This is a genomic window from Weissella sp. ESL1177, assembly GCF_058107185.1.
This window is the reverse complement of sequence record NZ_CM176591.1, coordinates 1,996,719-2,022,473: the sequence shown is the minus strand read 5'-3', so window position 1 is coordinate 2,022,473 and position 25,755 is coordinate 1,996,719. Positions and strand designations below refer to the sequence as shown.

The following is a 25,755-nucleotide window of genomic DNA, read 5'->3' as shown; positions in this document are numbered from 1 at the left end:
CAACAATCCACTCATCTAAAACAGTGGGTTGTTGGTTTTTTATGATGTGCCGACTGTTAATAACTACGATTCAGAAACCGTCGTCCCATCATTAAGTGTAATATCAGTTTGTGATTCAGAATCAGCTGATGATGAAGATGATTCGTTCACAATACTAGCAAAATTATTCTGTAGGTCAGCATTTTGTGTTTGTGCCAATTCTAAATCATCACCACTAGCTGTCTCTGTGCCATAAACAATACCTTGACCATCATGAATGACAAAGAAATAAGTTGTTGGTCCACTTGAACCCTGACGTGAACCGGTTGCAACTGCAACAACCTGATAGTCCGCCTTTTTATCAGCTTTTGGTGACCAAGTAAATTTAACGTCATGATTATCCAACTTCAAATGGCCATCTAACTGACCTTTTTGCAATGCTGCTGGGAATTTATAAGCTAAATGTTGTGGCGTATTCCCATTATATGTACCAACATATGTTTGACCAACGGCATTTTGCCAAATATCCATATAAGCAGCCAATTCTTTTGTCTGATTAGTTGACCACTGAGCGGCAACCTTCGCCGTCGTCTTTTTCTTATGACGACTTGCTGGTTTCTGATGATCTTTTTTACTTGTTGTTTTTTTTGATGAAGCAACCGTTTTTGTTGACGAACGTTTCGTTTTTTCGTTGCCAATTTGAGCGTTTTGCTGATTATGGCGAACAACAATAAAGCCACCACCAATTAAAACAATTAATACCACTGCCACTGCAATGACCATATCATAACGATGTTTTTGTTGCTGATGTTCTGGTGTTTGTTGTTCTTGTCCAGCTACCAAAGTTGTCTGCTCTTTGTTGACCGCCTCCGTCACAACATCTTCTTCTATATCATCAACTTTATTATCTGGTGTATTGATTGTCGTCTCACTAGCAGTGGGCATTATTGATGATTCAAGGTCACCGTCTGTTTCATTTGTAGACGAATTTTTAGTTACTGCTGTCTTTGATTCTACCGTGGGTGTCTCATCAGCAGGCGTTTGCGCCAAATCCGCCCGCACTCTTTCCCTTAAATGTATCGTCATTTCATCAAATTCTGCTTGTGTAATAACACCAGCATCTAATAAATCTTGATATTGGTGTAATCTTTCTTCATCGGTCATTGACTAACTCCTTAATAACCTAATAACGTTAAGTTTATCTTACCATTATCCCATATAAATCAATTCTCGTGTGATTTTTTATCTCATTTTTGACTGCTCTGACACCGATAGTAACTTGCATGATACTGATTATTTTTTCAATTATTATGCGATAACAATCATTTCATATGCTCATATCACTTCATCAAAAAGCCGTTTTTTTATCATGTAGCATTTAAATTTTTAATAATTCAGCAAAAATAAAATACACTATACCAATTATAAATTTATTTTACTTTTCAGTCTGTAAAATAATTATATGCACAAACGTTTTCATCGTTAATACGGCAACAAAAGCTTTAATATGAGTAATTATCAAAAGTTAAGTTTTTCTATTTTATTTTTTGTCACCGCCAACCATATTTATATACCATTTAAAGATTTTCCCTTGTCAGCTATGTCATTTCGCTGTATACTCATTTTGCGTCAAGTTCTGAAATATGACGCAGAAAAGGGGGAACTATATTATTAAAAAATTATTTATTGATATGGACAATACACTTGTCAATACATTGCCTGTATTAAATGCTGAAAATAAAAATATCCAAAAATACCATGTTAAAAAGCCAGATCAAATTCCTGGCATTTTTCGCCATCTTGATCCCTTACCAGGTGCTATTGATGGTGTTAACCAATTAGCAAATTACTATGACTTATACATTCTGTCCACAGCGCCTTGGGAAAATCCCACTTCATGGCAAGATAAGATTAAGTGGCTGACTGACTACTTTGGCAATGGGCCTAATAGTCCATTCTATAAAAAAGTCATCCTAACGCATCAGAAGAATTTAGTTAAAATGCCAAATAGTTTGTTGTTGGATGACCGTCCTTATCACGGTGCTAGTGATTGGGATGACGACCAAATGAATAGTTTTTGGTTACAATACGGTTATGATGATCGTCTCGTATGGACCAAAGAACTTGTCACATTTTTGATAGCATTATCACAAATTGACACTGGTTCTTTAAAGCAAGATTTAAACGTTGCAAACGCACAGCATCATTACATACTTCGCCAAGCAACGACAGCATTAAAAAAAGAAAGTTGGGAATAAAAATGACCATTGTTTCAGGAAAAGAAGTTGTTAACAAAGCACGTCTTGACGGCTATGCTATCGGTGCATTTAATACCAATAATTTAGAGTGGACTGAAGCCATTTTAAGAACTGCCCAAGCAAAAAAAGCACCCACTATGGTTGCTGCTTCAATGGGCGCTATCAAGTATATGGGTGGTTTCAAAACAGTCGCTGATTTAATTCGCAACCTAGATCATGAATTAAATATCACCGTTCCAGTTGTGATTCACCTTGACCATGGTGACTTTGAGGCAGCTAAGTCTGCGATTGCAGCCGGTTTTACCTCAGTCATGTTTGATGGTTCTCACCTGCCACTAGCGGAAAATCTAGCCAAGACACGTGAAATCGTTACCCTTGCCCACTCTAAAGGTATCTCGGTCGAAGCAGAAGTAGGTAGTATTGGTGGTGAAGAAGATGGTGTTATTGCTAATGGTGAAATTGCGCCAATTGATGATGCCGTTGCAATGGTCAAAACTGGCATTGATTTCTTAGCTGCTGGTATTGGTAATATCCATGGTCCTTATCCAAAAAATTGGCAAGGACTACATCTTGATCACCTACAAAAATTAACAACTGCAATCAATGCTATTGCCGACGAGAAAGTACCAGTCGTTCTACATGGTGGTTCTGGTGTCCCCGATGAGCAAATTCGTACTGCCATTTCAATGGGTGTTTCTAAGGTGAATGTTAATACTGAAGCCCAGCTTGCTTTCCACCAAGCATTACGTGACTTTATCTTAGCTGATCATGACTTAAAAGGTAAAAACTATGATCCGCGAAAGTTATTGGCGCCTGGTGTCAAGGCGATTGAAAGTAGCTTAGCAGAACGGATTGATGTCTTTGGCAGTGAAAATAAAGCATAACTAGCAAAATTTCATTAAAGAACCAGGAAATTATCGTCTAATTTATGACAATAATCTCCTGGTTTTCTATTTTTATTTATTCGTAAACACCCAAATATGTGTTAAATTTTGTTGTATTTCACTATTCGAAAAACTTGTCAATGAATGTTTTTTCTTTGCATCATCGTTAGGATCTAGCAAACGAATATTTTCCCCATCAGAATGAGAGAGTACCATAATATGCCCAACTGTCGTGAATTTTCCCGGCTTGACAGAAATAACAACTGGTATGCCTTGTTTCAAATACATTGTCGCATGACTAATATCCGTGCCCAAGTCCTTATAGTGATAGCCATATTTTTTCGCAAATGCTGGAAAAATTGTCCATGATGTACCTGCATCTGTAAAGTAATCATTTTTCGCCCATTGCAACACATTATCAACTGTTAATGGTGTGTGTTTCCAATATGCATTTATCATTGATAACGAAGCAATCGCACAGGCATTCTTATCAACTGTCGTATAGATGCCCCAGCCATAAGGTTTGTTTGCCCATCTTTCATCTGTTTGCAGAATTAAGTTATTATTTAGTCCTTTTGATGCCAATTGTTTTCGTGTTTTAAACTCATAACTTTTCATCGGATTTTTCATAGCTTCTTGTAAAGCATCCACTTGATGCCGTTCTTTCTTTAAATTGCGTTTTGTGACAGATAATTTGTCCGCTAGTAATTGCTGTTGTGTATGATGATGTTGCTGGATAATAAAAATAATACCTATAAAAGCAAGTATTAAAATCAAGAAAAATTTCACTGATTTTTTTAATTGCCGATGCCCCCTTTGGTTATCCATATACTTACCCCCACCCTTTTTAATAATCTAACCTTATAGTCATTATATATGAAAAAATTCAATATCTTAGAAATAAGATGCTTATGATACTTAATCGTGGTTATTCAAATGCCCTTGACTAACAATAACAATGTACTAACACAAATTCTTGAACGTCGTATATACAAAAATTTTCTCGTAATCAGTCATTCGATGTTGACTTTCTAAAATCAAAAAAGAACCACCTAATCATATCAAAAAATGATTAAGTGATTCATTATTATTTAGAAAGAGTAAATGTATATATACCAGTACTTAATACGCATAAATGTGGGAATGTTGTGGGAATTTATAAATTTTTGTGTTATTGCTAAAATAATATCCAACACGTTAATTCAATCTATATTAACACAAAAAATCCCCACCAGTCGTAATGACCAGTGGGGATTAATTATTATTAACAAAATAAAAAAGCAGTTGACGCATCAACCACTCTTAGGTCATACCATATAAGTATGACCCCAATCCTTGGTACTATACTATCAACATTATTGTGGATAGTCAATATTTTAATCTATATATATTCAGTGATTGCTTTTATTTTTACTTTGGTATTAGTTCCAAAAATAGAACTAAATATTTCTGGCCCAATTTTTTCTCTAAATTCTTCAATTATTTTAGAGTATTCCGAAACTAAATGATTTAAAGTTGTTTTATTAGTTTTAAATGCTTTATCATAAACAATCAATAATGCAAAATAATCAGTAATTGTATTAAAATTAACCTCTTGCTCAGCAACGTTAAATTTATGTGCTAAATCAGTTGTAACCTTCTGCTTAATGCTTCGTGTTTTAAACCTACCATCAAAAATAATGTTATTATGCGCAACAGAATTTCTTAGACTATTAATAATATAAATATGTTCAACTAATAACCTTGCTTTTGGATCATTGATTTCATCATAAATACCTAAACTTTTTGCAAATGATACTTTAGTATTTGTATTCAATAAGGATGTAAATGTAGCTATTTTACCCAATGTCAATACCTCAAATACAACCCATATAGGTAAAGGTTTATCATGATTGTAATAATGAGTTACTGCTTGATTATTGCCATAAGCGCCGGATAAAGCTTGATACATAATTTTTCTAAAATCTAAATTGTGCTGCATTATTTTATTACGTGCATCACCTGTATGTTCTTTATATTCATTTAGTTTGTGAACAATAATATCATCAGTTAAGGTTTTACTGTGCGATACCAATACATTTATTAAATTGTTTTTAAAAGAAGTTTCATATCGCATCAATATTGGATAAAGTAAATTTTTTAAATCATTATCCAATTTATGTATAGCCTCTATCTGTGAAAAATTATCAATTGGAAGTAATTCTCGATTATTCCCCTTAAATCTGTATGCTTTATACCCATGATAATATCCCATATTAGTTAAGGATCTTTTATTTTTTGAGCCTCCTATTTGAATATTATGTTCATCACGTATATGCCTCATTAACCCATCAATAGGCTTCCCTTTATCTGCCATAGTACCCTCTCAACTAACTTTTTAATGATTATTATACAACAAAAAAGACCTTACCCAAATAAATGAGTAAGGTCTTAATTAATTATTTAGCTAATAATGCATCAGCGTTGTACCAGACGTTGCCATAACGTCCTTCAACAATACCTGCACCATTTGAGTTGTTGTCGTATTGATCAATTGTGCCGTAATTGTAACCAGCCATGAATCTAACCGTGTCACCAACTTGTGTAGCACGGTAGTTACCATGAGTTAAATTATCAAGCATAGCTAACGGAATACCATTGGTCGTCCAACTGGCATCTTTGCCACCTGCAAGATCGTAATTGATAGCTTGCCACATGCCGTTCACATAAGCAATCTTATCAACCTTGAATGATTTGTAAGCCGTAAAACGATTACCAGCATTCTTAAATTGGTGGATTGCTGATGTATCGTGATTTACAACGGGAGTATCTGGTGTCACATTAGGCACAACAGCCGTTTTATCAGTACCCGCTGTAAAGTAATCATCATACAAGATTGAAGCATCAAAACGTCCCAATGAGCTGGCAAATGTTTGACTTGAAGTCCATTGCCATGAATGTTCTGTACTATATTGATGCATTGCTGACGTCGGCACATATGGATATGCTGCTATCCACGCTTTTTCACCGTCAGGGCTTACTGAAATTGCTGAACCGCCTGTATAAGTTGTTGAGCGATACCCACCAGTCCGAGCGACTTCGCTTTCAAACGCTCTAGCAACAGGTTGCATTGCACGACCCATCGCGATTTGATCTTGATTCTCAATATCAACCGCTAAAACAGCACCAACTGGCAAGCCGTCAGCTTTCGCCATATTAACAGCATAATCAGCCTCTTGAATTGCGCCAGCGACTGTGGTGGCATGCAAATAGTGATAGCCATTAATGTATACGCCAGCTTGTTCAGCAGCTGCAATGTTACCCTTTGCGGTGTAATCGTGATAACCAACGCCCTCACTGATTTTAGTTGTGACAGCTTTAATACCATAATTATTACGCATATAGGTAAATTCAGGTGCAGTCATTTGTCCATTATGGTTTGAGACATCCACCATATCCACACGCGGTGTATCAGCATGAACGGTTGTTTCGCCAACACCACCTAGCGCCAAAACAGCACCAACTGCTAAAATAGTGGTTTTAATTTTGTTCATTTGAACCTCCTGTCGTATCTGCTACTTCGGTGACTTTAACAGGTTCGTCTGTTTTTTCTTGAGTGGTTGTTGGTGTTTCAACAACACCGCCACCCGATACCACACCTAACATTCCTAAGATAGTTAGAACTGTATTAACAACAGCAGCGATTGCATTCCAGTCACCTGTAAATTTGATGCCAAAGGCAGCAAACAATTGTTGAACTAGTACAATAGATAAAGAAAGCAGACCTGCAATTACCTTTCCTGAGTAAGTGCCGTCTGCATTCTTAAGCGAATTATTCAATTTTTTTAGCATTTAAACCTCCCAATGATCATGCTTCCATGTTTCAAGTTTCGTTAAGCGTATTTCGTGATTATCCGTGATGTTATTCGCATGTCTCAACTCGTTTCTTAAATCAGATATATCACTGCGTAACCCGTTAATAGAATTAACAATTGTATTTTTCAACACCCCCCACAACCCGCCTAACAAGATAGAGCCTACGGTAAACCAACCGAGTAAGTCATGTGGCCAAAATCCATGCATTGCCTCACCTCCCTTAAGCTGGTTGATAATTTTTACCTGTTAATTCTTTGTAATCATCAGTAGTTAACCATTGTGCCTGTATAAATAAGGCTAAATCAGTCTCGTTAAAGTACCCCATTTTAAAATATTCAATGACCATCTCACGCATTGGTTGTTCCTCCTTGTGCCTTAAGTATGGCAACTGCTTTCATTAAGCTTGCAATAGTTGCTGTATTTGTTACTTTATCCTTAGCTATTGCTGACGTCAGGTTGGCAATGTCTTGTTGCAACGTTTCCGTTGAGGGTGTTTGTTCAGATGCTTCAGCGTCAGCTTGTAAGTCAACTAATTGCTTAGCCAAATCTGCACCCTCCCATTTATTCAATGCTGGGTTCCAGACTGGATTAATTAAATTATCAATCCCAACAGCCGTTGCATTAGCTGGTTGTTCAACCGATAGCCGCATACCGTTGTATTGAAATGTTACGGGGTCATAGCCTGACCACGAAGTTACTTCTTGTGTCATTTGTTAAACTTCCTTTCTATTTTGGCATGTCATCAGCCGTTTGATACGTGCCATAAATTGAAATAACACTGCTATCAGTGCTGTTCTTGTTATAAGTTGAACGGCTCATAACTGAACCATCCGCATATATCCAAATATTTCCTGCCTTACGTCCTGTCTGCCAATCAGCTTGTTCTAAGCTAAGGGCGGCGAAATCAATGGGACGATAACCCGCTGGAATACTACCAGCAGGGATCAAACCAGCAAATTGGTTAAACAGAATAGTACTACCGGCATTATTAAACTTTGCCGTGACTGTATTGCCGTATCTAATCAAGTGTAAAGTACCATCTAATAGACTAACTGTTGTTTCATGCTTAACTGACGTGTTATTAAATACAGCGGTTGGATCAACAGTTTTAGCACTATCTGCCTTACCAGCTGTGTCTGCTTTAGCATGTAAAGCACCCTCAACCGTGACATCTTTATTGAAAGTGTTGTTATCACTAAAGACATTGGCTGAATTTTGCATAGCTACTTGTTTACTATTAATTAATTTAGTTGCTTCATCAATTGACTGTTGTAACGTCGTAATAGCTATTCTTTGTGGATCAATTCTCCCATTTAAATCAGCAATTAATTTATCAGCATCAGCAATCGCTTTTTTTATGGTATCAATAAAAGTTTCTGATGCATTGGCTGTCAATAATACGCCGTTACCTCTAACAGTAAATGTAATTGGCACAGTAGTGATCACTATCCCTGTGTCATCTGTAATTTTCAAATACCCTTCTTCAATATCACCAGCCGCCTGGTAAAATTCATTAGGTATTAACATTGAAAACAATCCACCTTCAATTGAAATCATGTCATAAATGCCATGCATGACCTTAATTTTTCCGATACTATCTTTAATCTCTAAAGACACATCTTGTCCTGTTAAATTATGTGGTAAATTACCATCTTTTAACGCAAAATAGACGACTCGTCCATCATCACCTTGACGCCCTGACATACCTTCTACTAGAGTGGCTTCGGTTATATTTAATTGCGTGTTAATAATCGCATAACGACCTTGCATTTCTGCCATTAATTACTCTCCTTTACTAATCCATTTAATTTAAATATTTCTTGTAATTTAAAAATTGAATTCTCGAATTCATTTAACTTGCGATTATAAAAAATCACTAGCGTATTGATTTCAACTTCATTTGCCCCATTAAAGATAACAACATGAGGCCGATTACCAGTTAAATCAACTAAGTTATACTTTGCACAAACATTTATTAATTGATTAATCCTACTCTTAAGTAAATTAAAAGCATTCTCAATTAATGAGAATGCTGATTCATTATATTGCTCAATTTTTAAATTTTCTGCTTCCACAGGAACATTTTCAATCATTGCCATGTAATTTAGTACTTTAAATAAAGACTGTATCTCTCCGTTACACTGATTTACTCGATCGATAATATCATTTAACTTCAATTCATTGCCTCCTTTTACACTGCATAACTAACTGTGCCTGAAATCCAATCACCATTCCAAACATCTGTCATGTTAATGATTAATGCGCCATCAGGTTGCACTTTTAAATGTCCCATATTGGACTTACTGGAAATATCAACTAATGACGCAGTGACATCAAATGGTGGTTTAGGAATGTTAGCTGTCAGTGTTCCAACTTGCGTATCACCTTGCATATTTGGTACTGTTTTAGCAACCGAACCAACCAGTGTTAATGTGACAAATTTATCGTTGTAAGCATAATTGAGAATTGGCAATCCGTTAGTCAGGTTAAGTGTTCCTTTGATTAAAGCAACTTTTTGAGGTAGGTCAGTTTTCAAGGCATAGAGCTGTAAATCTTCTTTACTCACTATTTCAGGTTTTTCTTCAATCGCCTGCCAATGGGTTAATGCATAGGCACGATGACCATCAGGGTCTGCATATTGAACAATCGCTGTTTTATCTTTATCTGGCTCAGAATGATTGTCATCATCATTTGACTTAGTAAGATTCAACCAATCAGTTTTATCGCCATAAAATTTATCCAAATCAAGATTACCATCGTAACCACTTAAATTACCAGTTGAACTATATTGATAAACTGTTGGAAACAACCAGTCACCAAATGGCAGTGCATCAGTCCAAGGGGTATCTTGGTAGCCAGTTGGATTTTTATCAGCATATTGAGCACACCATAAAGCATAGTCTTTAGCAACAGATGACCAATCATACTTACTTGTCACCGATTTACTTATGTAAATCAGTGGTCGGACACCAGTTTGACTATAAACATAATCAAGCCATGTTTTAGCATAACTAGCGCCTTGTGTTAAAACGTCCTTTTCCCAATCCAAAAACAAAATAGCTTTACCAATGTAATCTTTAACATTATCCAAAAAGTACTGGGCTTCTTTCTCTGCTCCTGAACCATCTGCATAATGATATAAGCCCAACAATTTGTTAGTTTCAACAACTTGTTGGTATTGATTTTTAAATGCGGGCGAAAGATAATCAATGCCCTCGGTTGCCTTGATAATGACAAAATCAGCACTTATTTTTGATAAATCAATCGTTGGTTGCCAGTTCGAGATATCAATACCATTAAGCATGATGTAGCACCTCCCCAACTACCCACATGTTAGTTTGTGGGCTACTAACCTGTTTTTCCTTTTGTTGCCGTTGTTGCATATTCAAATAATCAACAATATTCTTCTTCAACGAATTCAATGTAATCGTTGCTGGTTGAGAGTCATCAAAAGGATGGGCACTAATACCATATACTTCAATATCAGTTGTATAACCAGTTTGCAATATTTCAAAGCGAACAATTTCTAAAATATCGGGAATTATATCTCCTCGATAATCAACAGTAACAGTTAGCGGTGGATTTAAAATCATTTGGTTTCTAGCTGCTGCATCTGCTGCTTCGATATACTTAAATCTTTCATCATTGAATATTTCACCAGGCCATTCTCCGTACTTTCTAACAGATTCATCATCTTTGACAACGTGTGGTGCAAAATAAGGCTTATTGTTATCGTCTTCCGTAGCAACGACGTATATTGAATTAACTATTTCAGATAAGTCTGTTGACAACTGTATATTGTCACTATTATTGCCATAACTAATGCGATGACCATTTTGTCTTGCTAACTTATCATGCTGGTACACGGTAATATGGCGATTATCCTGATAAATAATGGCATCAGGCCACGTACTAGTAATTTTAGTTAACCCATCAAACGCGGATTCACCGCCTAGGTTCTCTATTTCATGACTTGGAAAATCACCAATGACACTTGTTGTAAATCCTAAGTTATTACCAGCAAAATAATAATCCAGAACATCAGCTATTTGATAACTTTTAACGCCTTCATTTTGTTGATATTTCATAATTCGATGAGCATCAGTATAAATATGTGTTGCTGTAACGTTAATCGTCGCATAACCATTTAAGTACGTGTGATCTAACTGTTCAATAAGATAATCTTGACCATGAAACTCAATCAAATTATTTTCTATAATTAGCGAAAACGCTTCCGAACCATCATCTGCTGCAACAAAGGTTATTTGCCTTTGCGTATTAACTTGTTCATCATATTGAAAACTTGGCCAATCAATACTTTGCAAGGGCTCAATTTGGGTGCTGTCCCTTGTCTTTACTTTCACTATTTCATTAAGCATCAGGCTAAATAAATAAAAGGAAAACTAAAAGTAAGCTCATGTTGTGTAGCACCCGACACAACAATATTGTTTTCACCTTTGTTTAGTTTGATAAATCCAAAGTCAGTATTTTTAGAATCATTTATCTTGTCTTTATAAGTCATTACGCCATCAATAACTAATTTAGTATTGTTGTTTAATTGATCCTTATATGACCAGCTTGTATTGTTGGTTGTATTCTTAATTGTAAGTGGTCCATTTGTTGTTATCATAATTTTAAGATCATGACGTTGAAAATAAGGGTCAATCAACATATCACTTGCATTATAAATAATAAATTCATTTTCAGAATGTTTATACGTATAGTTTTTTGCTTGTAAGTTCATGCCTAACGACATGCCTTCATCGGTTAACTCATCACTTCTTTGTACTGAGTACATATAACCACTTGGTACTTCAAAAGGAATCTCAAATTGAAAATCATTATTTCCTTGTTCAAGACTATTTAACTCGAATGATGCAGGCCTAGCATAGAAACATTTACTAGCATCGTCACTAGTTCTAATCCTAATTAAATCTCTTTGACCAAAATATTGATAAAGCTCATGCCTTAATAAGGTATGCATAGCATAATTATCTGCAGGCATAAAAAAGCGAGCTTTAAATGAACCAGGACCAACAGCAGTAGAAATTAATTTACTGCCATCGGTCCCCGTGTTATCTTGATACGTATTAATAAAATTAGGTGTAAAAATGCCATCTAAATAGTTCAAAGATGGTAAATGTTGTGTCAAATCAATTTCTGATTGACCATTTTCTTTAATATAAAAGTTTCCCATTTTATCTCCTAATATCCTGGATTAAGGTTTTGTCGCTTTGCAAGGCGCCTATCATTATTTTGCTTTTGATAGAATGTATTTCGATCAAGAACCACCTGCTTATCCGAAGCTGTATTTGAAACAATTGCACTCAATAAATCAATCATCTTTTCGACTTTGTTTTCTAACACTTTAACCGTTTGACTTTCACTGTTATTAGAAGTCCCTAAATTATCACGAGCAGCAAACATCGAAACAGTTTTACCAAGTAATTCATAACCTCGACTATCTTTCATCTTAGAGAGTGGAATTGTCATTTCTGGTAAGTTTCCTTCACTAATTTCAACCATTTGATGCTGATTTGTAATACCGCCATTCTCTAGACGCCGATGACCGGTTGGTCCCCAGCCACCAGGCATACGGATGTCACTTGCCCAATTTGAATCATTGAACATGGCCATTAATTGATCATAGCCACTTAAGATATTCGTATGACCAGCTACTGCCCATGATTTAAATGTAGGTGGAATATATTGCAGTAATCCTTGTGCCGGATTACCACTAGCCATGTTAATATCGTAAACTTGTTGTTTAATATTTTGTCGTCCACCTGATTCTTTATTAATGCGTGCCATAATGGCATTTAAATCACCAGATTTTAAATCAACATGAGCTTCTTTAGCTGCTTTTTCGATTTGCTCACGCCAATTACCACCAGCGCCAACATCAGTAGCATTAATATCTTGTTCAGCTTTCTTAAAGATACCCTTTAACTTATCCAGTAAAGCATTAGTTACTGTGTGAATACCACCTCTTGACGCACCAACAAAAGCTGTTGTACCAGATTGACTATAATTATTAATAAATTTATCAACACCAATTTTATCAGTTATCATCTTCAATGCTTTTTCCGGACCATCAGTTATAATTTTGCCGACATCGCTAAACATATCTTTCGTCCAATTAAACGCATTATCAATTAAACCAGATACACCATTTTTATGTGCTGGTAATCCAGCCGTCATCTTCATGAATTGCTTTGATAAATTGTGCGGCAAAATTGAAGTTCCCGCTTTAAGTTGACGAATTTCTGGTCCATCAGTACCTAAAGCAAAAATTCCTTGCTGAGGATCATGAGCTAACTCAAAGCCTTCTTCACCAACAAGTGCTAACTCATCTGTTGGCAATCCTTGATGACCTTGTGCGTGTGCTCTATTTCTTGCCTTATTTCGATATTTTGCACTGAGGTAATTACCAGGCTTCCACTTATCAATATGACCTGGATGATCTTTATCAATCGCTTTTAATAGCCAGTTAACACCGTCAATAAGTCCATTCCAAATATCAGCTATGTCACTGACAAAAGTATTCCAAGTGTTACCGACGTTACCAGTTTCATCATCGACAGCACTTGCATGTTCGCCGGCTTGAGCAGTCGCTTCGTCAACTACTTTTTTGTGTTGCTCAGAAGCATGTCCAATGATTTCATCTTTTTGTTTCTTTGCAGATTTTGTTGATTCTTCATAAGTCGTTTGGGCTTTTCCAACTATATCATCATGTTGCTTTTTTGAAATAGTACCATTCTCATAATACTCACGATCAGCATTTTTAATAACTTCATCTCGTTTATTTTTCGCGTGATTAACAGCCTTTTTATAAGTCTCATCAGCTTCTTTAACGACAGTATCTTTTTGTTTAGCTGAATTGGCAATGGCCGTTGTCATTTCCTCATGAGAAATTTTGCCTTTTTTATTCTTTAAATCATTCAAAATATCGCGTTGCTTTATCCCGGCAGTGCGTGTTGTTTTATTCATATCATCGCCAAAACGTTTTTCATCTATTTCAGTTGATTTTTGATATTTGTTAGTGGCGATTTTACGCTCGCGTTGCTGCTCTTTTTGATATTGGGTTGAATTTTTATCCAATTTTTTCAACTTATCTGTACTTCCAGAGGCAATTTTTTGCAGTTGATTATGATATTGATTACTATCATTTTGCATTTTATTAAGTAGCTGTTGCTTATCTTTGCGTTGCTTTAGATCAGATTTTTGACTATTTTTTAAAATCTTATCTTCCTGTTTTTTGGTCAAAGCACCATTCTTAACTAAGATATCCAAATCTTTCTTTGAAGCTGTTTGCTTTTTCTTGTAGAAACTATCAATTGATTTACTCATATCTGAAAATGTTTTATTAATTTCTCGCTTATTCTTACTCAAACCTTTGGTATCTAACATTGGTGCAATAATCAGCTTTCGGTTTAACTTTTGAATAAATCCTTGATAATCTTTGTCTAACTTTTTCATACCAGTAGTACGAGTTTCGAAGTTGATGCTTACTGGTTTCTTTTTAATACCCCTGCTGACAGCATCACTCAATAGCTCACCAGCTTTTTGACCAATAGTTCCACCTAGCATTGCACCTAAAGGACCACCAATTGCCATTCCAGCTGCTGTTCCGACACCACCACCAATAGTGCCACCTACTTTTTCGTGCATTGGTTTATTACTAGCTGCTTCAGAAATTCCAGAAATGACACCACCACCGATACCAGTAGCAGCTGTTTTCATCAAAATTTTACCAACTGAAGGTGCAGCCTTAGCAGCACTACTTGTTATTGAATCTGTTGCAGTTTCGCCAACTTCTGAACTAGTTTCTATTGCTGATTTAGGCCCTTTAGAACTCTTCCCGGATTTTCGGCCAAATAAGGTTTGACCAGAATTACCGCCAGTCCAATCTAGTGCAGCATTAGCTTCTTTAAATTCAAGTAACGCATTTTTAGCGTCATGAACAACGTTAATAAACTTACCAATTTTATTAACTGCCCATAGAGTTGCTAAAGTAGCTGCGAATACCTTAACTTCTTGTGTATGGGTCGCTAAAAATTTAACACCAGTCTCAAGACCACCAAACAAATCGGCAACACCTCTAGCTAAAATTTTAAGTCCCTGCTGCCCTTCTTTTGAATTAAAGGTTTTAGCCAATTGAATAGAAGCATCTCGCAATGTTGGCAGCATTGCTTTACCAATCATAATCAAAGCACCGTTTGCAGCCTCTTCAAACTGTTTCATTTCATTTTTTACAGATTTCATATTCCGCTTAGATAACTCAGCCACATAGCCTTGTCCATCAGCGGATTTTTTTACTTTATCTGTTAAATCTGATAACTTTTCTGCATTATCACTCAGAATAATACCTGCTTGTTGACCAGTTGTTCCAAATAATGTTTTGAAGACAACGTTTTTATCAACCGTATTCATACCTTGTGTATGATCTTTTAAAACTGCCATGATATCAGCTAGTGACTTCATATTGCCATTAGCATCAACTAATTCATCTTTTTTAATACCTAACTTACTCAACATATCAGTAGCAGCTGGGGCATTTTTAGCTTCTGCTACCTTTTCGTTTAGTTGTGCAATCGATAACTTTTGTTTATCGATTTGATTAGTAATTTCCTTACGGTTTTTGGGATCACTCTTTAATTTTTCTTCATTTTGGGCAAGCGCTAATGTTTGTTTTTGAATTTGGTTATTCAAGTTAGTAACTTGCTTAGAGCTACCGTCGCTGCCTTTTCCCATGACATTAATTGACGTAGCTAATGAATTCATGACTTTACGTAAGCCAGTTCCAGCTTTATCAGCTTCAAGACCTCTATTAGATAACTCACCAACTGCAGCTGAAGTTTCGGCTAAAGAAAACTTACTAGTATGAGCAGTTGCCCCTACATATTCCATGGCTTTTCCTAATCCACCAAAGTCTGTTGCCGTTAAATCCGCTGCATAGGCCATTTCATTAACAACAGTCTTGGTATTTTTAGTCATACCACTTACAGAATTAACTTTCATACCAAAAGATTCTATCGTTGCCGTAGAGTTATGCACGACATCATTAAAGTCGTCTCCTGAAGCGACTGCACCTTGTAGCATCGTTTTCATGGCTCCTAAAGCTTGTTGAGAAGAATAGCCACGCTTTACCAATTCTTGATAACCAGCAGCAATCTTTGTCTGTGACACGCCATATTGCACAGACATAGCCCGACCTTCTTGTTGCATTCTAGTCACGTTTTTTGTTGCTTCTGCTGCTTTCTCACCACCTGTAACCAACAAGTTATAGGTGGTATTATATTGATTCTGCAACTCTGAAGCCATCTTAGCCCCTTTAAGAGCGGCAGCTCCTAGCATACCAACACCAATGGAAGCTGAAATAGCACCACTTTTAGCCTTTTCAAATCCTTTGTGCATGCTGTCAGACATTTTATTACTTTGCCGATATACTTCGTTCATTCCTTGTGACCAACGGCTGAAGCCATACGGATTTAAATGGTCAACTTCTCTTTGTGCATCAGTGACACTTTTTTGGTACCCAGCTAACCTTGCTTCTGCTTTAGCAACAGTAACCCGTTGCTTCTCGATCGCATCTCGACTAACATTTTCTGCACTTTCTAATTTTTGTAATTGTGACTGGTTTTCCTTTAAAACATCATTTTGCTTTGAAAATGCTGATTTTGCACCAGCTAACTTAGCAGTTAATGCACCGTTATGATCACCAATTGTTTCTAAGCGTTGCGCATTAGCTTGGTACAGATCGTTATTTCTTGTAATCGTGGCGTTTAAATCTTTAATCCGTTGTTCACCCTGGACTACGCCAGATTGATACCGTTTTAGTTCACCACTGCTTTCTGTTAAATTCTTTTTAGTTTCTTCAACTCGAATAGATTGTGTATGATAAGCATCAGAATTTTTACCAACTGTTCTAGCAACCCGATTTAATTCGGACTCTTGAATTTTTAAAATGCTGGTTAAACTTTCTTGTGATGACTTCAACCCATTAACATGAACTTGGGTAGCAGCTTCTTCGCGACCTTGAGCTTGTAAGCGTTGCTCTCTAATCGCCATAATTTCAGAATTTCTTTGTAATTTCTGATTTAATTCAGCTAATCCTGATTGATAATATCGATTTGCAGAATTTGCTCTTTCTTGTTGACCAGTGTAAGAACCTAATTGACGTTCAGCTTTTTCAAGTTCTTTTTGTAGAAAGTTATAAAGATCAGTCCCTTTTTTAGTGCTAGTATTAACGCCTTCTATAGCTGTCTTTAATAAAGAAATTTTTTGGTTCTGAACGCCTATTGTATTACCAAGTCCCTTAAGTCGTTCAGCAGCTGCTCCTGCATAATCACCTGCTGCTTTTAATTGACTTGTCGTTGATTTCCATTCGCGGGTTGTAGAAGTTGCTTCTCTTTGAAAGTCACGTAATGCGCTTTGCGCGTTTGAAGTATCCAGTGTTAGACGAGTAGCCATTTCTCGTGTAATCATTGCCATATATTTTTTATCCTCCTTCCCTTATTATTTTCTTCTTAAAGCATTGTTAGCTTCTTCAGGTGTCATATTGATTTGCTTCAAATATTCACGTCCAGTCATTGGTCGATCATCTCTTGATTGCGCACTTAATACTTCCATCATTCTTAAATAAGGTTGATTCTCATATTCAGAAGGTGGCATGTGTAAAAAATACAAAGCTTGTTGCTCAGAATAATCTAAATCTTTCAGCAAGTTATCCCAAAAATTATAATTATCAACTAATCTTTTAAAGTTTCCTCAGCACCCACTTCGTCCTCTGAATTATCTTCTTGTTTTTCTTCGGACTTGTCATCTTGTAAACCTAGAATAGTTTGTGTAACCTGCCTAGCTAATTTAATAGTGTTAGTTCCGTTTGCTTCATCAATAATAGCAATTTGCTTATCAGTTAGTTGAGTATCTAAGACTTCGTGTAAGTAATCTACTGAAAGATCAAGCATATCAATATAGCGATCTACATCGCGCAATAAATACTCGCCATCAGCCATTGGATTGACTTTACTATCTAAAGCTTTTTGCAAATCGTCCATACGGTTAAACTTTTCTTCATCCGTTAAATCACTTAAACGAACATCGTCAAGCATATTAGTCAGTTGTTCGACATCTCTTGAATACTTCAAAACTTGCTGTTGTAATTTAGCATCTTCAATATCTTGCTTAGTTAAGTCACGATTATAGGCAACTGTTTGTCGATACATTTTCTGTGTGGCGATTAACTTAATGACCTTGCCTTCACGTAAACCAAAATATTCATTTGAACCTTTAATTGCTAATGCTTCCATTTTTTAGCCTCCTAAATTTATGTATTTGATTGCTTAAACGAATTAAGCAACCAAATAATATGATTTTATCCTGCTTGTTCTGTATTTGTGTTAGGCACACCAGTAGTAACTCCTGTGAAAGAACTAACATCTACTCCTGGAAAGAAGTCTTCAAACATGTGTTGCTTTGAAAACGCCGGCATATCTGGATAGTACCAAGCACCAAATCCATCTTCACCGCGTTCTACACCTTTGTATGTAATATCGTCAGTTTGTCGTTGTTCTGAGGCATTATTTGTCTGCATGTTTTGTGAAGGATCAGTTCCAATTGCCTTATAAAATCCAACGTAAAGTGGCTCTTCAATGTCAAATGATTCTGCTGATTCAACTAAAATTGCAGTATATGCTTTGTTCTGACCAGCAGCCTCAAATCCACCGTTACCTTTATCCTTACGACCCAATGTCTTGTTTAAAATCATGTGTGGGAAAGCATTGGCTGCTAATACACCTTGAGGAGCAGCCTTACCATTTGATACCCAAACTACTCGGTTTGAACCATAGATATCAGTTTGACTTCCGGCCATGTTAGTTAGATTAAATCCAGTTAATCCCATTGCACTTTTCACATCGGCTTGGAAAATACCAATTTTGTCGTTAGCATCACCATTGATGCCATCAATACCTGTGATTATTTTGTTTGTTTCGTAATCGATGAGAGCGACCCATGCTCGATTAATTCCTAATGACATTAAAATGCCTCCTTTGATTTACTGATAATAATTGTTGCTGTTAATTGTTTAGTATCCGGGTCAGGGATAGTTGGTTTGACTTCAATAATTTGCCAGTGAGCTAAATTAAATTCATGCATCAAACCCATCATTTTTTCTTCTAAATCAAAAGAAACATTTAAGCCCAAAAATATTTGAACTTGAATGTTTCCTTGATAAATATGAAATTCATTACTGCCATAGCTTGCTGGTAAACCACTGCTATTCCTAATTAAAATTAATGTTTCATTTTTGTTTAGTTGATCAGTGTCTATTGCATTTAAAAATATTTTTGATACCCAATTAGTATGGGCTTTAACCAAATCATAAGCCTCTATTAGCAAGCTCATAAGCTGTTTTTCTCCTGAACCTTTTCTAATGCTATTTTTTCTGCTTCATAAACAGGAATACTAGCAACAGTCACTGCTTGGTCGTAAAATGAATCACCTGGACGTTTAATTGTGCCGTCATTTAAAAAGCGTGCAATTCTAGCATGGTTAATATCTTTTGTCGAAAAGCCCACCGCTGATGATCCATCAATTCTTGTTTTTTCAATTCGACCACTAGTGACTGAATCTGCCAAATGTTCTATTTTCGAGGTATCTCGCCCTGCTTTATAGTGTTTCTTTCTAGTTTCTTCAGCAACAATCTTTTTCATTGCTTTTGCACCAGCACGAGTAATTTTTTGTTGGTCTTCGACTGTTAAATTAACAGCACCATTTAAATCTTGTAAAAGATGATTGAATTGTTCTTCTAAATCTTCTATGTTGACACACCTCTCTTCGAAATAGCCTGAATAGTTAGAACGTCATAAGCATTTAAACCAGTACCATTACGCTCATCAGCACTAATTGAACTAATTTTATAAATAGCATCTTTAATCCGACAATACATTCCTTCAAACACCTTATCAGAATGCCTAATAGCAATTAACTTAGTATGCCTAATTTCTAATCCCTCTAAATTATATTGTTGCATTAAAGTTTGTTGGCGAAAGCCAAACCATAGTTTGAATTGTAAATTAAACTGATAACTAGCCTGCCCATTTGCGTCATAAGAACCTTTTTCATAAGTTCCAAACTCAGCCCGTTGAGTGAATTCATAAGGATTAATTTTCATTTTTCACCCCATCTTTCTCAATAAATACGGCATATTTACCTCTTAGCTGACTAATAATTGAATTAACTGTAAAATTTACCGGCGTTAATGGCATATTAGATAAGGCAGTCCTAGCAGTATAATAGCCACTTGCTTGAGCAATGATGGCTGTGTTAAATAAATCAACAACACCATCTAATTGATAAAAACTCTCACTTTCACCAACGGCACTCACAATATATGTTCGAGCCGACTTTAAATACATATTTAGAAGAGGATCATCTTCATTGCCATCTAAACGTAATGACAGCTTTAAATCTTTTAATAGATCATCAATATTTTCGGACAAATGCTACTCCTTAACTTGCCGCCCCATTTGGTACTGTGCATTTATTAGCGACATTTACCTTTTTAAGCCGTTGGTGCTACTGTCTTAACAGTTGATTCTTGATCTGAAATTGAGCTAAATGAAGCAGCAACTAGCGCATCTGCATCAGTGGATTCAACGTCAAAGCGATCAATGACACGAACCTTAGTCAAATCATGTTCAAAGGCGCCGCCTCCAATAGTAGTTGATAACAAAGACATGTTTTCACGATCGAATAAGGTAATCGCCTGTGCTAAATCTCCAAAATATAGTGGCATAACCCCTTTTGAAGGGTTAGGTAACCAACAATCAGCAATCATAACAATTTTTTTACCACCAATACGATAGGTTTCCGGTGCAGTAACATCTGGTTGAATTAAATAATCACCTTGTGCATTCTTAACTTTTGATAAAGCGTTAAAACCAGATTGATTAGTAATAAAGAATGATGTTGATAATAAAGCTGGATCTAACGTGTTATTTTCTAAGTCCTTAATATCATCAAAACGAGTAAGTGTTGGCTTTTTAGGTGCTGCATTCATTTTTGCAATAATTGCTTGGTTACGTGTCACCACGACTTTTCGTGCAATCCACGTATTCAACCATGCCAAAATATTTTCGGCAGTATCTTTTAATAACGAATCAGTAACTGTACTAATTCCAGCGTACCGCTTGATTGTATATTTAATCAAAGTTAACTTTGGATCATCATTATCGCCAATCAAACCGGCCTCATCATCTAATTCCGTAAGAGGCGTCACTTCGGAAAACTTTTCATAAACGCGACTACCAGCGGTTGTTGTGACTGATTCACTAGTAACATATTGCTCCAAAGAATCATATTGACGCATTAATTGATGAATGGCCGTTTGAACATCTTCTGGAATGGTCAATCCTGCTGCATGACCACTTTCATCTGTTGATGAAGTGACCATATTCACAACCTTGGGATCATTGCGCATCATTCCTTTAAAATTATTGATAAAATCATCTTTTAGCTCATTTTCAGGATCGCTTAAAGTCTCTACTTCCTCTTTATTCATTTTTGAAACGGCATTTGCTCGTGCATCAACTAAATTGTTATAAGCTAAATCACGCTTTGCCTTAGCAGTTTTGATATCGTTATTGATTTGTGTCACATCTTCTACGCTGACCGAATCATCGTTCACCATATTAGATGCCTTATTTTGTAAATCTGAAACTTTTTGTCCAGCTGCAATCCAATCATCATTGTATTCATTAATTGTTTTTTCCATGAAATTCCTCCAATAAAATAGCCGCCTTAGCACTTTTTTGTGCTAGACGACTTGATTCATTACTATTATTTTCGATAGTTTTGTTAGTTGCTAATAATGTCCCGACTTTATTAATCACATTATTGGATAATGAACCATTTCCAATATTATTAATAACTTTTTCTTCAGCAAACATGATATTATCCGCAAAGCCATTTTCAACTGCCTGTTTGGCACTAAAAAAAGTTTCCTTACTCATTAAGTTCAAAATAGATTCTTCAGAAAGACCAGTCTTATCAATATATGCTTGCGCAATTGATTGATCCGTAACTGCTAATACATCAGCCATATGAGTTAAATCATCTGTGTTACCTCCAGTATCAACTATACTTGCTTGATGAATCATCATACGAGCTGTCGGAGATATGTTAATTTCATCTCCGGCCATAGCAATCACAGACGCTGCACTAGCTGCCATTCCTAATATATTAATTTTAATTGAAGCTGTGGCTTGGCGTAAAATTGTGTATATCTCGCTGGCTGCTGTTACTTCGCCACCATTTGATGACAAATTAATAATTAATTCTTCTGCTTCATCTTTTAATGCTTCATTTATTTTATTCAAATTAATACAGTCTATTTCTAGATAATCATAAATCCAGCTTGAATCATTTCCTATGACTGGTCCAGTTAAATTAATTGTTGTTGTCAATATTTGAACCTCCTTCCTTTAAGTAACGTGGATTAGTTTCGGCGATTTCAGGAAAATCATTTGCTAAGTAACCTCTTTGTTTCAACAAAAACTTACCCTCTCCCGATGTAAGGACACCACTATTCAATAAAGTTGATACTTCATTTACTGTATTACTACCTAACAAATCATAGACGGACCGTAAATCTAGCTGCACATCATCCTGAAATTTTTCACTTAATTCGGCTTCAATGGCTATTGAAAAGCGATGAAGACTTTTAATATATTGATCCATCTGCATTTGAATAGAAGATTGTTGATCTCCATTACCATTCAGTTGACTATCATCAACGCCATAAACTTTAGCAATTTGATTTCTTGTCCAGTCGGTTGAAGCTAATAATTTTGAAATGTCATTTTTTACTTCAAAAGGTGTGAATTCTTCTAATTCATCTAAAACAATAGGTCCACCATTAGAATTATTAAGTCTTTCCATAAATGAACGACTCAAAGCATTTTTATAGGCAGCGCCTTGCAAGCCTTCTTTTTCAACACCAACTTTTAAAATACCAGGTGAAAAAACAGACTTAGCTAAAGACGCTAGCGACAATCGATTTGCTTCATGCTTAATCTCTAGTTCCTTAGACAACGCAGATAACGGACTAATTCCTGTTTTCCCTCCATTTGTGCTCATTAATTTAAAATGCAACATATCCGTGTTTGGTATGCCTTGGATAAAGCCAATTTTTGGCTCATCAAAAGTTGCGTTATAAATTAATCCGGACCCGTCAGCTAATAGCATCGGTTGTACTTGGCTTGGTCTTAAATACTCAAGTTTGGTAATTTTGCCATTACGATTACGCCACATATAGGCAAATGCTTCACCGCCTAGTAATAATTGGGTAAATGTAGACTGCCAAAAAGACAAATAATTGGTAACTGGTGTTGGATGTTTCAACAAATTAGTAGTTATTGCCTTATTGGCGTTTAAATTAGCTGACACTAAATCGAAACTTAGCCGAGAAATGATGGCGTAAATATCCGAGTCTTGTAGCGCTTTAGCAGCACTAACGTACTCGCCATTTAATCCTAGTCTATCTAACACGTTATTGCTTTCTATTGGCAACCCATTTGTTGTAACACCCATTGTTTGTTTCTTACCGCTTATGTCGTTAAAAATTTTTGGCGGTCTAAATAAGGGCATTAGGCATCACCTCCTTTAGCTGATTGTAATTGCTCAACCAAAATACCTGACATGATAAAAGTTATCGTTAAAGTTATGAATCCAAACGGACGTCCAAAATAAAAGCCGGCACAATTAAATGTAATTGCACCAGCCATAAAAAATAGAACGTCTAAAATTTTCCAAATGCTTTTAATCAATATTTTAAAAATCATTATCTACCTCCAAATTTGCTAATTCTTTTTCAAGCTTGGAAAGCTCTTCAGCCGTCATAATGCCACCTTCTTCAGAAAATAACCAATCTGCTTTAGCATTATTAGGCATATTTTCGACGCGTTTCTTCGGATCGTTGATATCTGCAAATTCATCAAAATGGTACATTCCTTGATAAAGGGCATCAATAATAGCGTCAACAACATCGATTTTTAATGTAGCCTTGTCTTTATCAACTTGAATCCCAACTTTATCTTCTTTTACGACGGCATTTAATAAAGCTTTTTCCATAACCTTATCATCAAGCCTTGTAATTGAATTTTCGACAAAAGCTGTTTGTAAGAATTTAGTTGGGTGCATTAGAAAAGGTGTGGTTTGTTTAACCGGCATATACTGCCAATCAACGTTAATTTCCAGTTGTTGTGACCATTTCGTCATACCCATTGCATCATATTCAAACAGTTGAACATCTAACAAATGATCGTCAACGTAATTAAGTAGCCATCGATATATTTGATCATCGTTAATTAAACCTTGTGGATGTGAAGTAATCGTACAATAACCCTGTTCAGCTAACTTTCTATATGGTAATCCATCCTGCTTTTCTTTGGCATCAATTGAACCTGCTTTCTCCCATGGAATAAATGAGTGTTGCTCAATATGCCATTTAGGTTGACCATTTTTATCTTTGTAAGGATAAACAAAAGCAATTGCAGTATTATCAGACATCATTGAATAATCAAACCCGATGTAAACTTGTCGCCTGTCTATATCAAATTTGTCAACTATCGCACGATCTACATCAGCTAAACGTAGATAACTACGACTAGAATCTTGCAGGTAAATATTCATGGACTTATTTTGGAACTCTGCTAATTTTCCCTGCGTAATCATGTTTTCACGCAGTTTCATCAATGAGTCAATGGTTGAATCATGGCGACTAGACATACCAATCAATGGTGTTGATTTTTCCCACGTTTCGGGTTGATAAACTTCATTTTCGTCATCTTGAGCCCAAACTAACCATAATTCATAATCATACTCACGGTTCCAATCTTGTTCCATCACTTCTTGGCCACGTCTCAACCCATTATGAAATTCCGTTCCTAAGAATTCATAAGCCGTTGAGATTTTAATGAATTGATGATAGCGCACATCTTGTTGACCTGTTGTTATTCGAGAGGTGTATTTGCCTGCTTTTTCATCGCCTGCCTCATCATAAACGGCAGTTGTAAAATGATAACCATCGTATTTACCAGATTCATTTGACACCTTAACCAAACGATTACGGACCTTCTTAGCGATGATTTGTTTTTCCTGTACAATAACCCCCGTCCGCTTGGCGTATTCATGATATAGCGGCTGTGTTTCAATCAACAAGCCAATCATGTCGCTTACATAACCATATAATTTAGCTGTTTGGTCAGACGTGTTAGCAGCAGCTAGAAAATCTTGGTTATGCATCCCAATGCTTTCTAATAAGAAAGAGTAGGCTAAAATAATTGCTGCAAAATAGGTTTTACCTTGTTTACGCGCTACACTAACACTAGCTAATGTAAAGCGCTTATCATCGCGTCCAACGGTTCGCCAACCGATCAATTGACACAAAATAAATTTTTGCCAGGGCATTAGTGGTAACGGCTTACCTGCATCAGGATCTGGACACAAAGAAGCAAATGTCAAAATACTTTTAACCTTTTCATTGCTGTATAAATAGGGAAATTCAGGGTCCCCCTCTTCAACTCTCATTAAATCTCTAATGTGTCTTAAACAAGCTAATTGTAATTGATACCCAGCTATTTGTTTACCTTCTAAAACGTCAAAGGCATACCGAGTAGCCTCGTCAGTATATTTATTTTTTATAAACGATGAATCAAAAGTTAAAAAAGTTCCTAAAATATCTTGAGATCTAGTTAAGTCTATCTTTTTCATTA

General features: G+C 36.0%; 28 protein-coding genes. 2 read left to right on the top strand and 26 right to left on the bottom strand.

Translation table 11 applies throughout. The features are described 5' to 3' along the window. Positions 1-63: 63 nt before the first annotated feature. The gene (locus tag AC3B5D_RS09870) at positions 64-1,143 is read right to left on the bottom strand and encodes a DUF4767 domain-containing protein (protein ID WP_489840208.1); all 1,080 of its coding nucleotides are present in this window, start codon (positions 1,141-1,143) and stop codon (positions 64-66) included. Between the two features lie 479 nt (positions 1,144-1,622). On the opposite strand from AC3B5D_RS09870, the gene AC3B5D_RS09865 reads away from it, so the two are divergent. Both AC3B5D_RS09865 and AC3B5D_RS09860 read left to right on the top strand, forming a co-directional pair. Further along, a complete protein-coding gene (locus AC3B5D_RS09865) occupies positions 1,623-2,237 on the top strand; it encodes a 5' nucleotidase, NT5C type (RefSeq protein WP_489840209.1) in 615 nt (204 codons plus the stop codon). A 2-nt stretch (positions 2,238-2,239) separates the two neighbouring features. Next, positions 2,240-3,121, top strand: coding sequence for a class II fructose-bisphosphate aldolase (locus AC3B5D_RS09860; protein WP_489840210.1), 882 nt, complete (start codon positions 2,240-2,242; stop codon positions 3,119-3,121). Positions 3,122-3,193: 72 nt separating this feature from the next. On the opposite strand, the gene AC3B5D_RS09855 is transcribed toward AC3B5D_RS09860, so the two are convergent. From AC3B5D_RS09855 to AC3B5D_RS09735, 25 genes are all read right to left on the bottom strand, one after another. Then, positions 3,194-3,949, bottom strand: coding sequence for a C39 family peptidase (locus tag AC3B5D_RS09855; RefSeq protein WP_489840211.1), 756 nt, complete (start codon positions 3,947-3,949; stop codon positions 3,194-3,196). Positions 3,950-4,502: 553 nt separating this feature from the next. Next, positions 4,503-5,477 carry an Abi family protein gene (locus AC3B5D_RS09850; protein WP_489840212.1) on the bottom strand — a complete coding sequence of 325 codons (975 nt, stop codon included), beginning with the start codon at positions 5,475-5,477 and terminating at the stop codon, positions 4,503-4,505. A gap of 82 nt (positions 5,478-5,559) precedes the next feature. Next, positions 5,560-6,654 (bottom strand): GH25 family lysozyme, encoded by a 1,095-nt coding sequence (locus AC3B5D_RS09845; RefSeq protein ID WP_489840213.1) that lies wholly within the window; start codon positions 6,652-6,654, stop codon positions 5,560-5,562. Further along, a complete protein-coding gene (locus AC3B5D_RS09840) occupies positions 6,641-6,952 on the bottom strand; it encodes a phage holin (protein ID WP_489840214.1) in 312 nt (103 codons plus the stop codon). The genes AC3B5D_RS09845 and AC3B5D_RS09840 overlap by 14 nt, the downstream gene beginning before the upstream one ends. Next, positions 6,953-7,183, bottom strand: coding sequence for a hypothetical protein (locus tag AC3B5D_RS09835; protein WP_489840215.1), 231 nt, complete (start codon positions 7,181-7,183; stop codon positions 6,953-6,955). Positions 7,184-7,196: 13 nt separating this feature from the next. Continuing rightward, on the bottom strand, positions 7,197-7,331 hold the full coding sequence (locus tag AC3B5D_RS09830; RefSeq protein WP_489840216.1) for an XkdX family protein: 135 nt from the start codon (positions 7,329-7,331) through the stop codon (positions 7,197-7,199). Further along, positions 7,324-7,686: a hypothetical protein gene (locus AC3B5D_RS09825; RefSeq protein ID WP_489840217.1), complete on the bottom strand. Its 363-nt coding sequence runs from the start codon at positions 7,684-7,686 to the stop codon at positions 7,324-7,326. Before AC3B5D_RS09825 ends, AC3B5D_RS09830 begins: the two co-directional genes overlap by 8 nt. 16 nt (positions 7,687-7,702) lie before the next feature. Beyond that, positions 7,703-8,755 carry a BppU family phage baseplate upper protein gene (locus AC3B5D_RS09820; RefSeq protein ID WP_489840218.1) on the bottom strand — a complete coding sequence of 351 codons (1,053 nt, stop codon included), beginning with the start codon at positions 8,753-8,755 and terminating at the stop codon, positions 7,703-7,705. Next, a complete protein-coding gene (locus AC3B5D_RS09815; RefSeq protein ID WP_489840219.1) occupies positions 8,755-9,153 on the bottom strand; it encodes a hypothetical protein in 399 nt (132 codons plus the stop codon). The genes AC3B5D_RS09820 and AC3B5D_RS09815 overlap by 1 nt, the downstream gene beginning before the upstream one ends. 14 nt (positions 9,154-9,167) lie before the next feature. After that, complete coding sequence (locus tag AC3B5D_RS09810; protein ID WP_489840220.1) at positions 9,168-10,280, bottom strand: GH25 family lysozyme; 1,113 nt, start codon at positions 10,278-10,280, stop codon at positions 9,168-9,170. Then, the gene (locus AC3B5D_RS09805) at positions 10,273-11,355 is read right to left on the bottom strand and encodes a phage tail protein (protein WP_489840221.1); all 1,083 of its coding nucleotides are present in this window, start codon (positions 11,353-11,355) and stop codon (positions 10,273-10,275) included. The genes AC3B5D_RS09810 and AC3B5D_RS09805 overlap by 8 nt, the downstream gene beginning before the upstream one ends. Next, positions 11,355-12,173, bottom strand: a complete 819-nt coding sequence (locus AC3B5D_RS09800) for a phage tail domain-containing protein (RefSeq protein WP_489840222.1) — start codon at positions 12,171-12,173, stop codon at positions 11,355-11,357. The genes AC3B5D_RS09805 and AC3B5D_RS09800 overlap by 1 nt, the downstream gene beginning before the upstream one ends. A gap of 8 nt (positions 12,174-12,181) precedes the next feature. Beyond that, positions 12,182-17,470, bottom strand: a complete 5,289-nt coding sequence (locus AC3B5D_RS09795; RefSeq protein ID WP_489840223.1) for a phage tail tape measure protein — start codon at positions 17,468-17,470, stop codon at positions 12,182-12,184. Positions 17,471-17,494: 24 nt separating this feature from the next. After that, positions 17,495-17,701 (bottom strand): hypothetical protein, encoded by a 207-nt coding sequence (locus AC3B5D_RS09790; RefSeq protein ID WP_489840224.1) that lies wholly within the window; start codon positions 17,699-17,701, stop codon positions 17,495-17,497. A gap of 26 nt (positions 17,702-17,727) precedes the next feature. Then, complete coding sequence (locus AC3B5D_RS09785) at positions 17,728-18,288, bottom strand: hypothetical protein (protein WP_489840225.1); 561 nt, start codon at positions 18,286-18,288, stop codon at positions 17,728-17,730. Between the two features lie 65 nt (positions 18,289-18,353). Further along, a complete protein-coding gene (locus AC3B5D_RS09780) occupies positions 18,354-19,016 on the bottom strand; it encodes a phage tail protein (RefSeq protein WP_489840226.1) in 663 nt (220 codons plus the stop codon). Then, on the bottom strand, positions 19,016-19,384 hold the full coding sequence (locus AC3B5D_RS09775; RefSeq protein ID WP_489840227.1) for a DUF806 family protein: 369 nt from the start codon (positions 19,382-19,384) through the stop codon (positions 19,016-19,018). The genes AC3B5D_RS09780 and AC3B5D_RS09775 overlap by 1 nt, the downstream gene beginning before the upstream one ends. After that, positions 19,381-19,692, bottom strand: a complete 312-nt coding sequence (locus tag AC3B5D_RS09770; protein WP_489840228.1) for a hypothetical protein — start codon at positions 19,690-19,692, stop codon at positions 19,381-19,383. Before AC3B5D_RS09770 ends, AC3B5D_RS09775 begins: the two co-directional genes overlap by 4 nt. Before the next feature lie 104 nt (positions 19,693-19,796). Further along, positions 19,797-20,153, bottom strand: coding sequence for a phage head closure protein (locus tag AC3B5D_RS09765; RefSeq protein WP_489840229.1), 357 nt, complete (start codon positions 20,151-20,153; stop codon positions 19,797-19,799). After that, positions 20,143-20,481: a head-tail connector protein gene (locus AC3B5D_RS09760; RefSeq protein WP_489840230.1), complete on the bottom strand. Its 339-nt coding sequence runs from the start codon at positions 20,479-20,481 to the stop codon at positions 20,143-20,145. Before AC3B5D_RS09760 ends, AC3B5D_RS09765 begins: the two co-directional genes overlap by 11 nt. A gap of 62 nt (positions 20,482-20,543) precedes the next feature. Continuing rightward, positions 20,544-21,755, bottom strand: coding sequence for a phage major capsid protein (locus AC3B5D_RS09755; protein ID WP_489840231.1), 1,212 nt, complete (start codon positions 21,753-21,755; stop codon positions 20,544-20,546). Continuing rightward, the gene (locus AC3B5D_RS09750) at positions 21,739-22,446 is read right to left on the bottom strand and encodes a head maturation protease, ClpP-related (RefSeq protein WP_489840232.1); all 708 of its coding nucleotides are present in this window, start codon (positions 22,444-22,446) and stop codon (positions 21,739-21,741) included. Before AC3B5D_RS09750 ends, AC3B5D_RS09755 begins: the two co-directional genes overlap by 17 nt. After that, positions 22,430-23,629 carry a phage portal protein gene (locus AC3B5D_RS09745; protein WP_489840233.1) on the bottom strand — a complete coding sequence of 400 codons (1,200 nt, stop codon included), beginning with the start codon at positions 23,627-23,629 and terminating at the stop codon, positions 22,430-22,432. Before AC3B5D_RS09745 ends, AC3B5D_RS09750 begins: the two co-directional genes overlap by 17 nt. Next, entirely contained in the window at positions 23,629-23,823 is a 195-nt protein-coding gene (locus AC3B5D_RS09740) for a DUF1056 family protein (RefSeq protein WP_489840234.1), read from the bottom strand. Before AC3B5D_RS09740 ends, AC3B5D_RS09745 begins: the two co-directional genes overlap by 1 nt. Then, the gene (locus AC3B5D_RS09735; protein WP_489840235.1) at positions 23,813-25,753 is read right to left on the bottom strand and encodes a terminase large subunit; all 1,941 of its coding nucleotides are present in this window, start codon (positions 25,751-25,753) and stop codon (positions 23,813-23,815) included. The genes AC3B5D_RS09740 and AC3B5D_RS09735 overlap by 11 nt, the downstream gene beginning before the upstream one ends. Positions 25,754-25,755 lie beyond the last annotated feature (2 nt).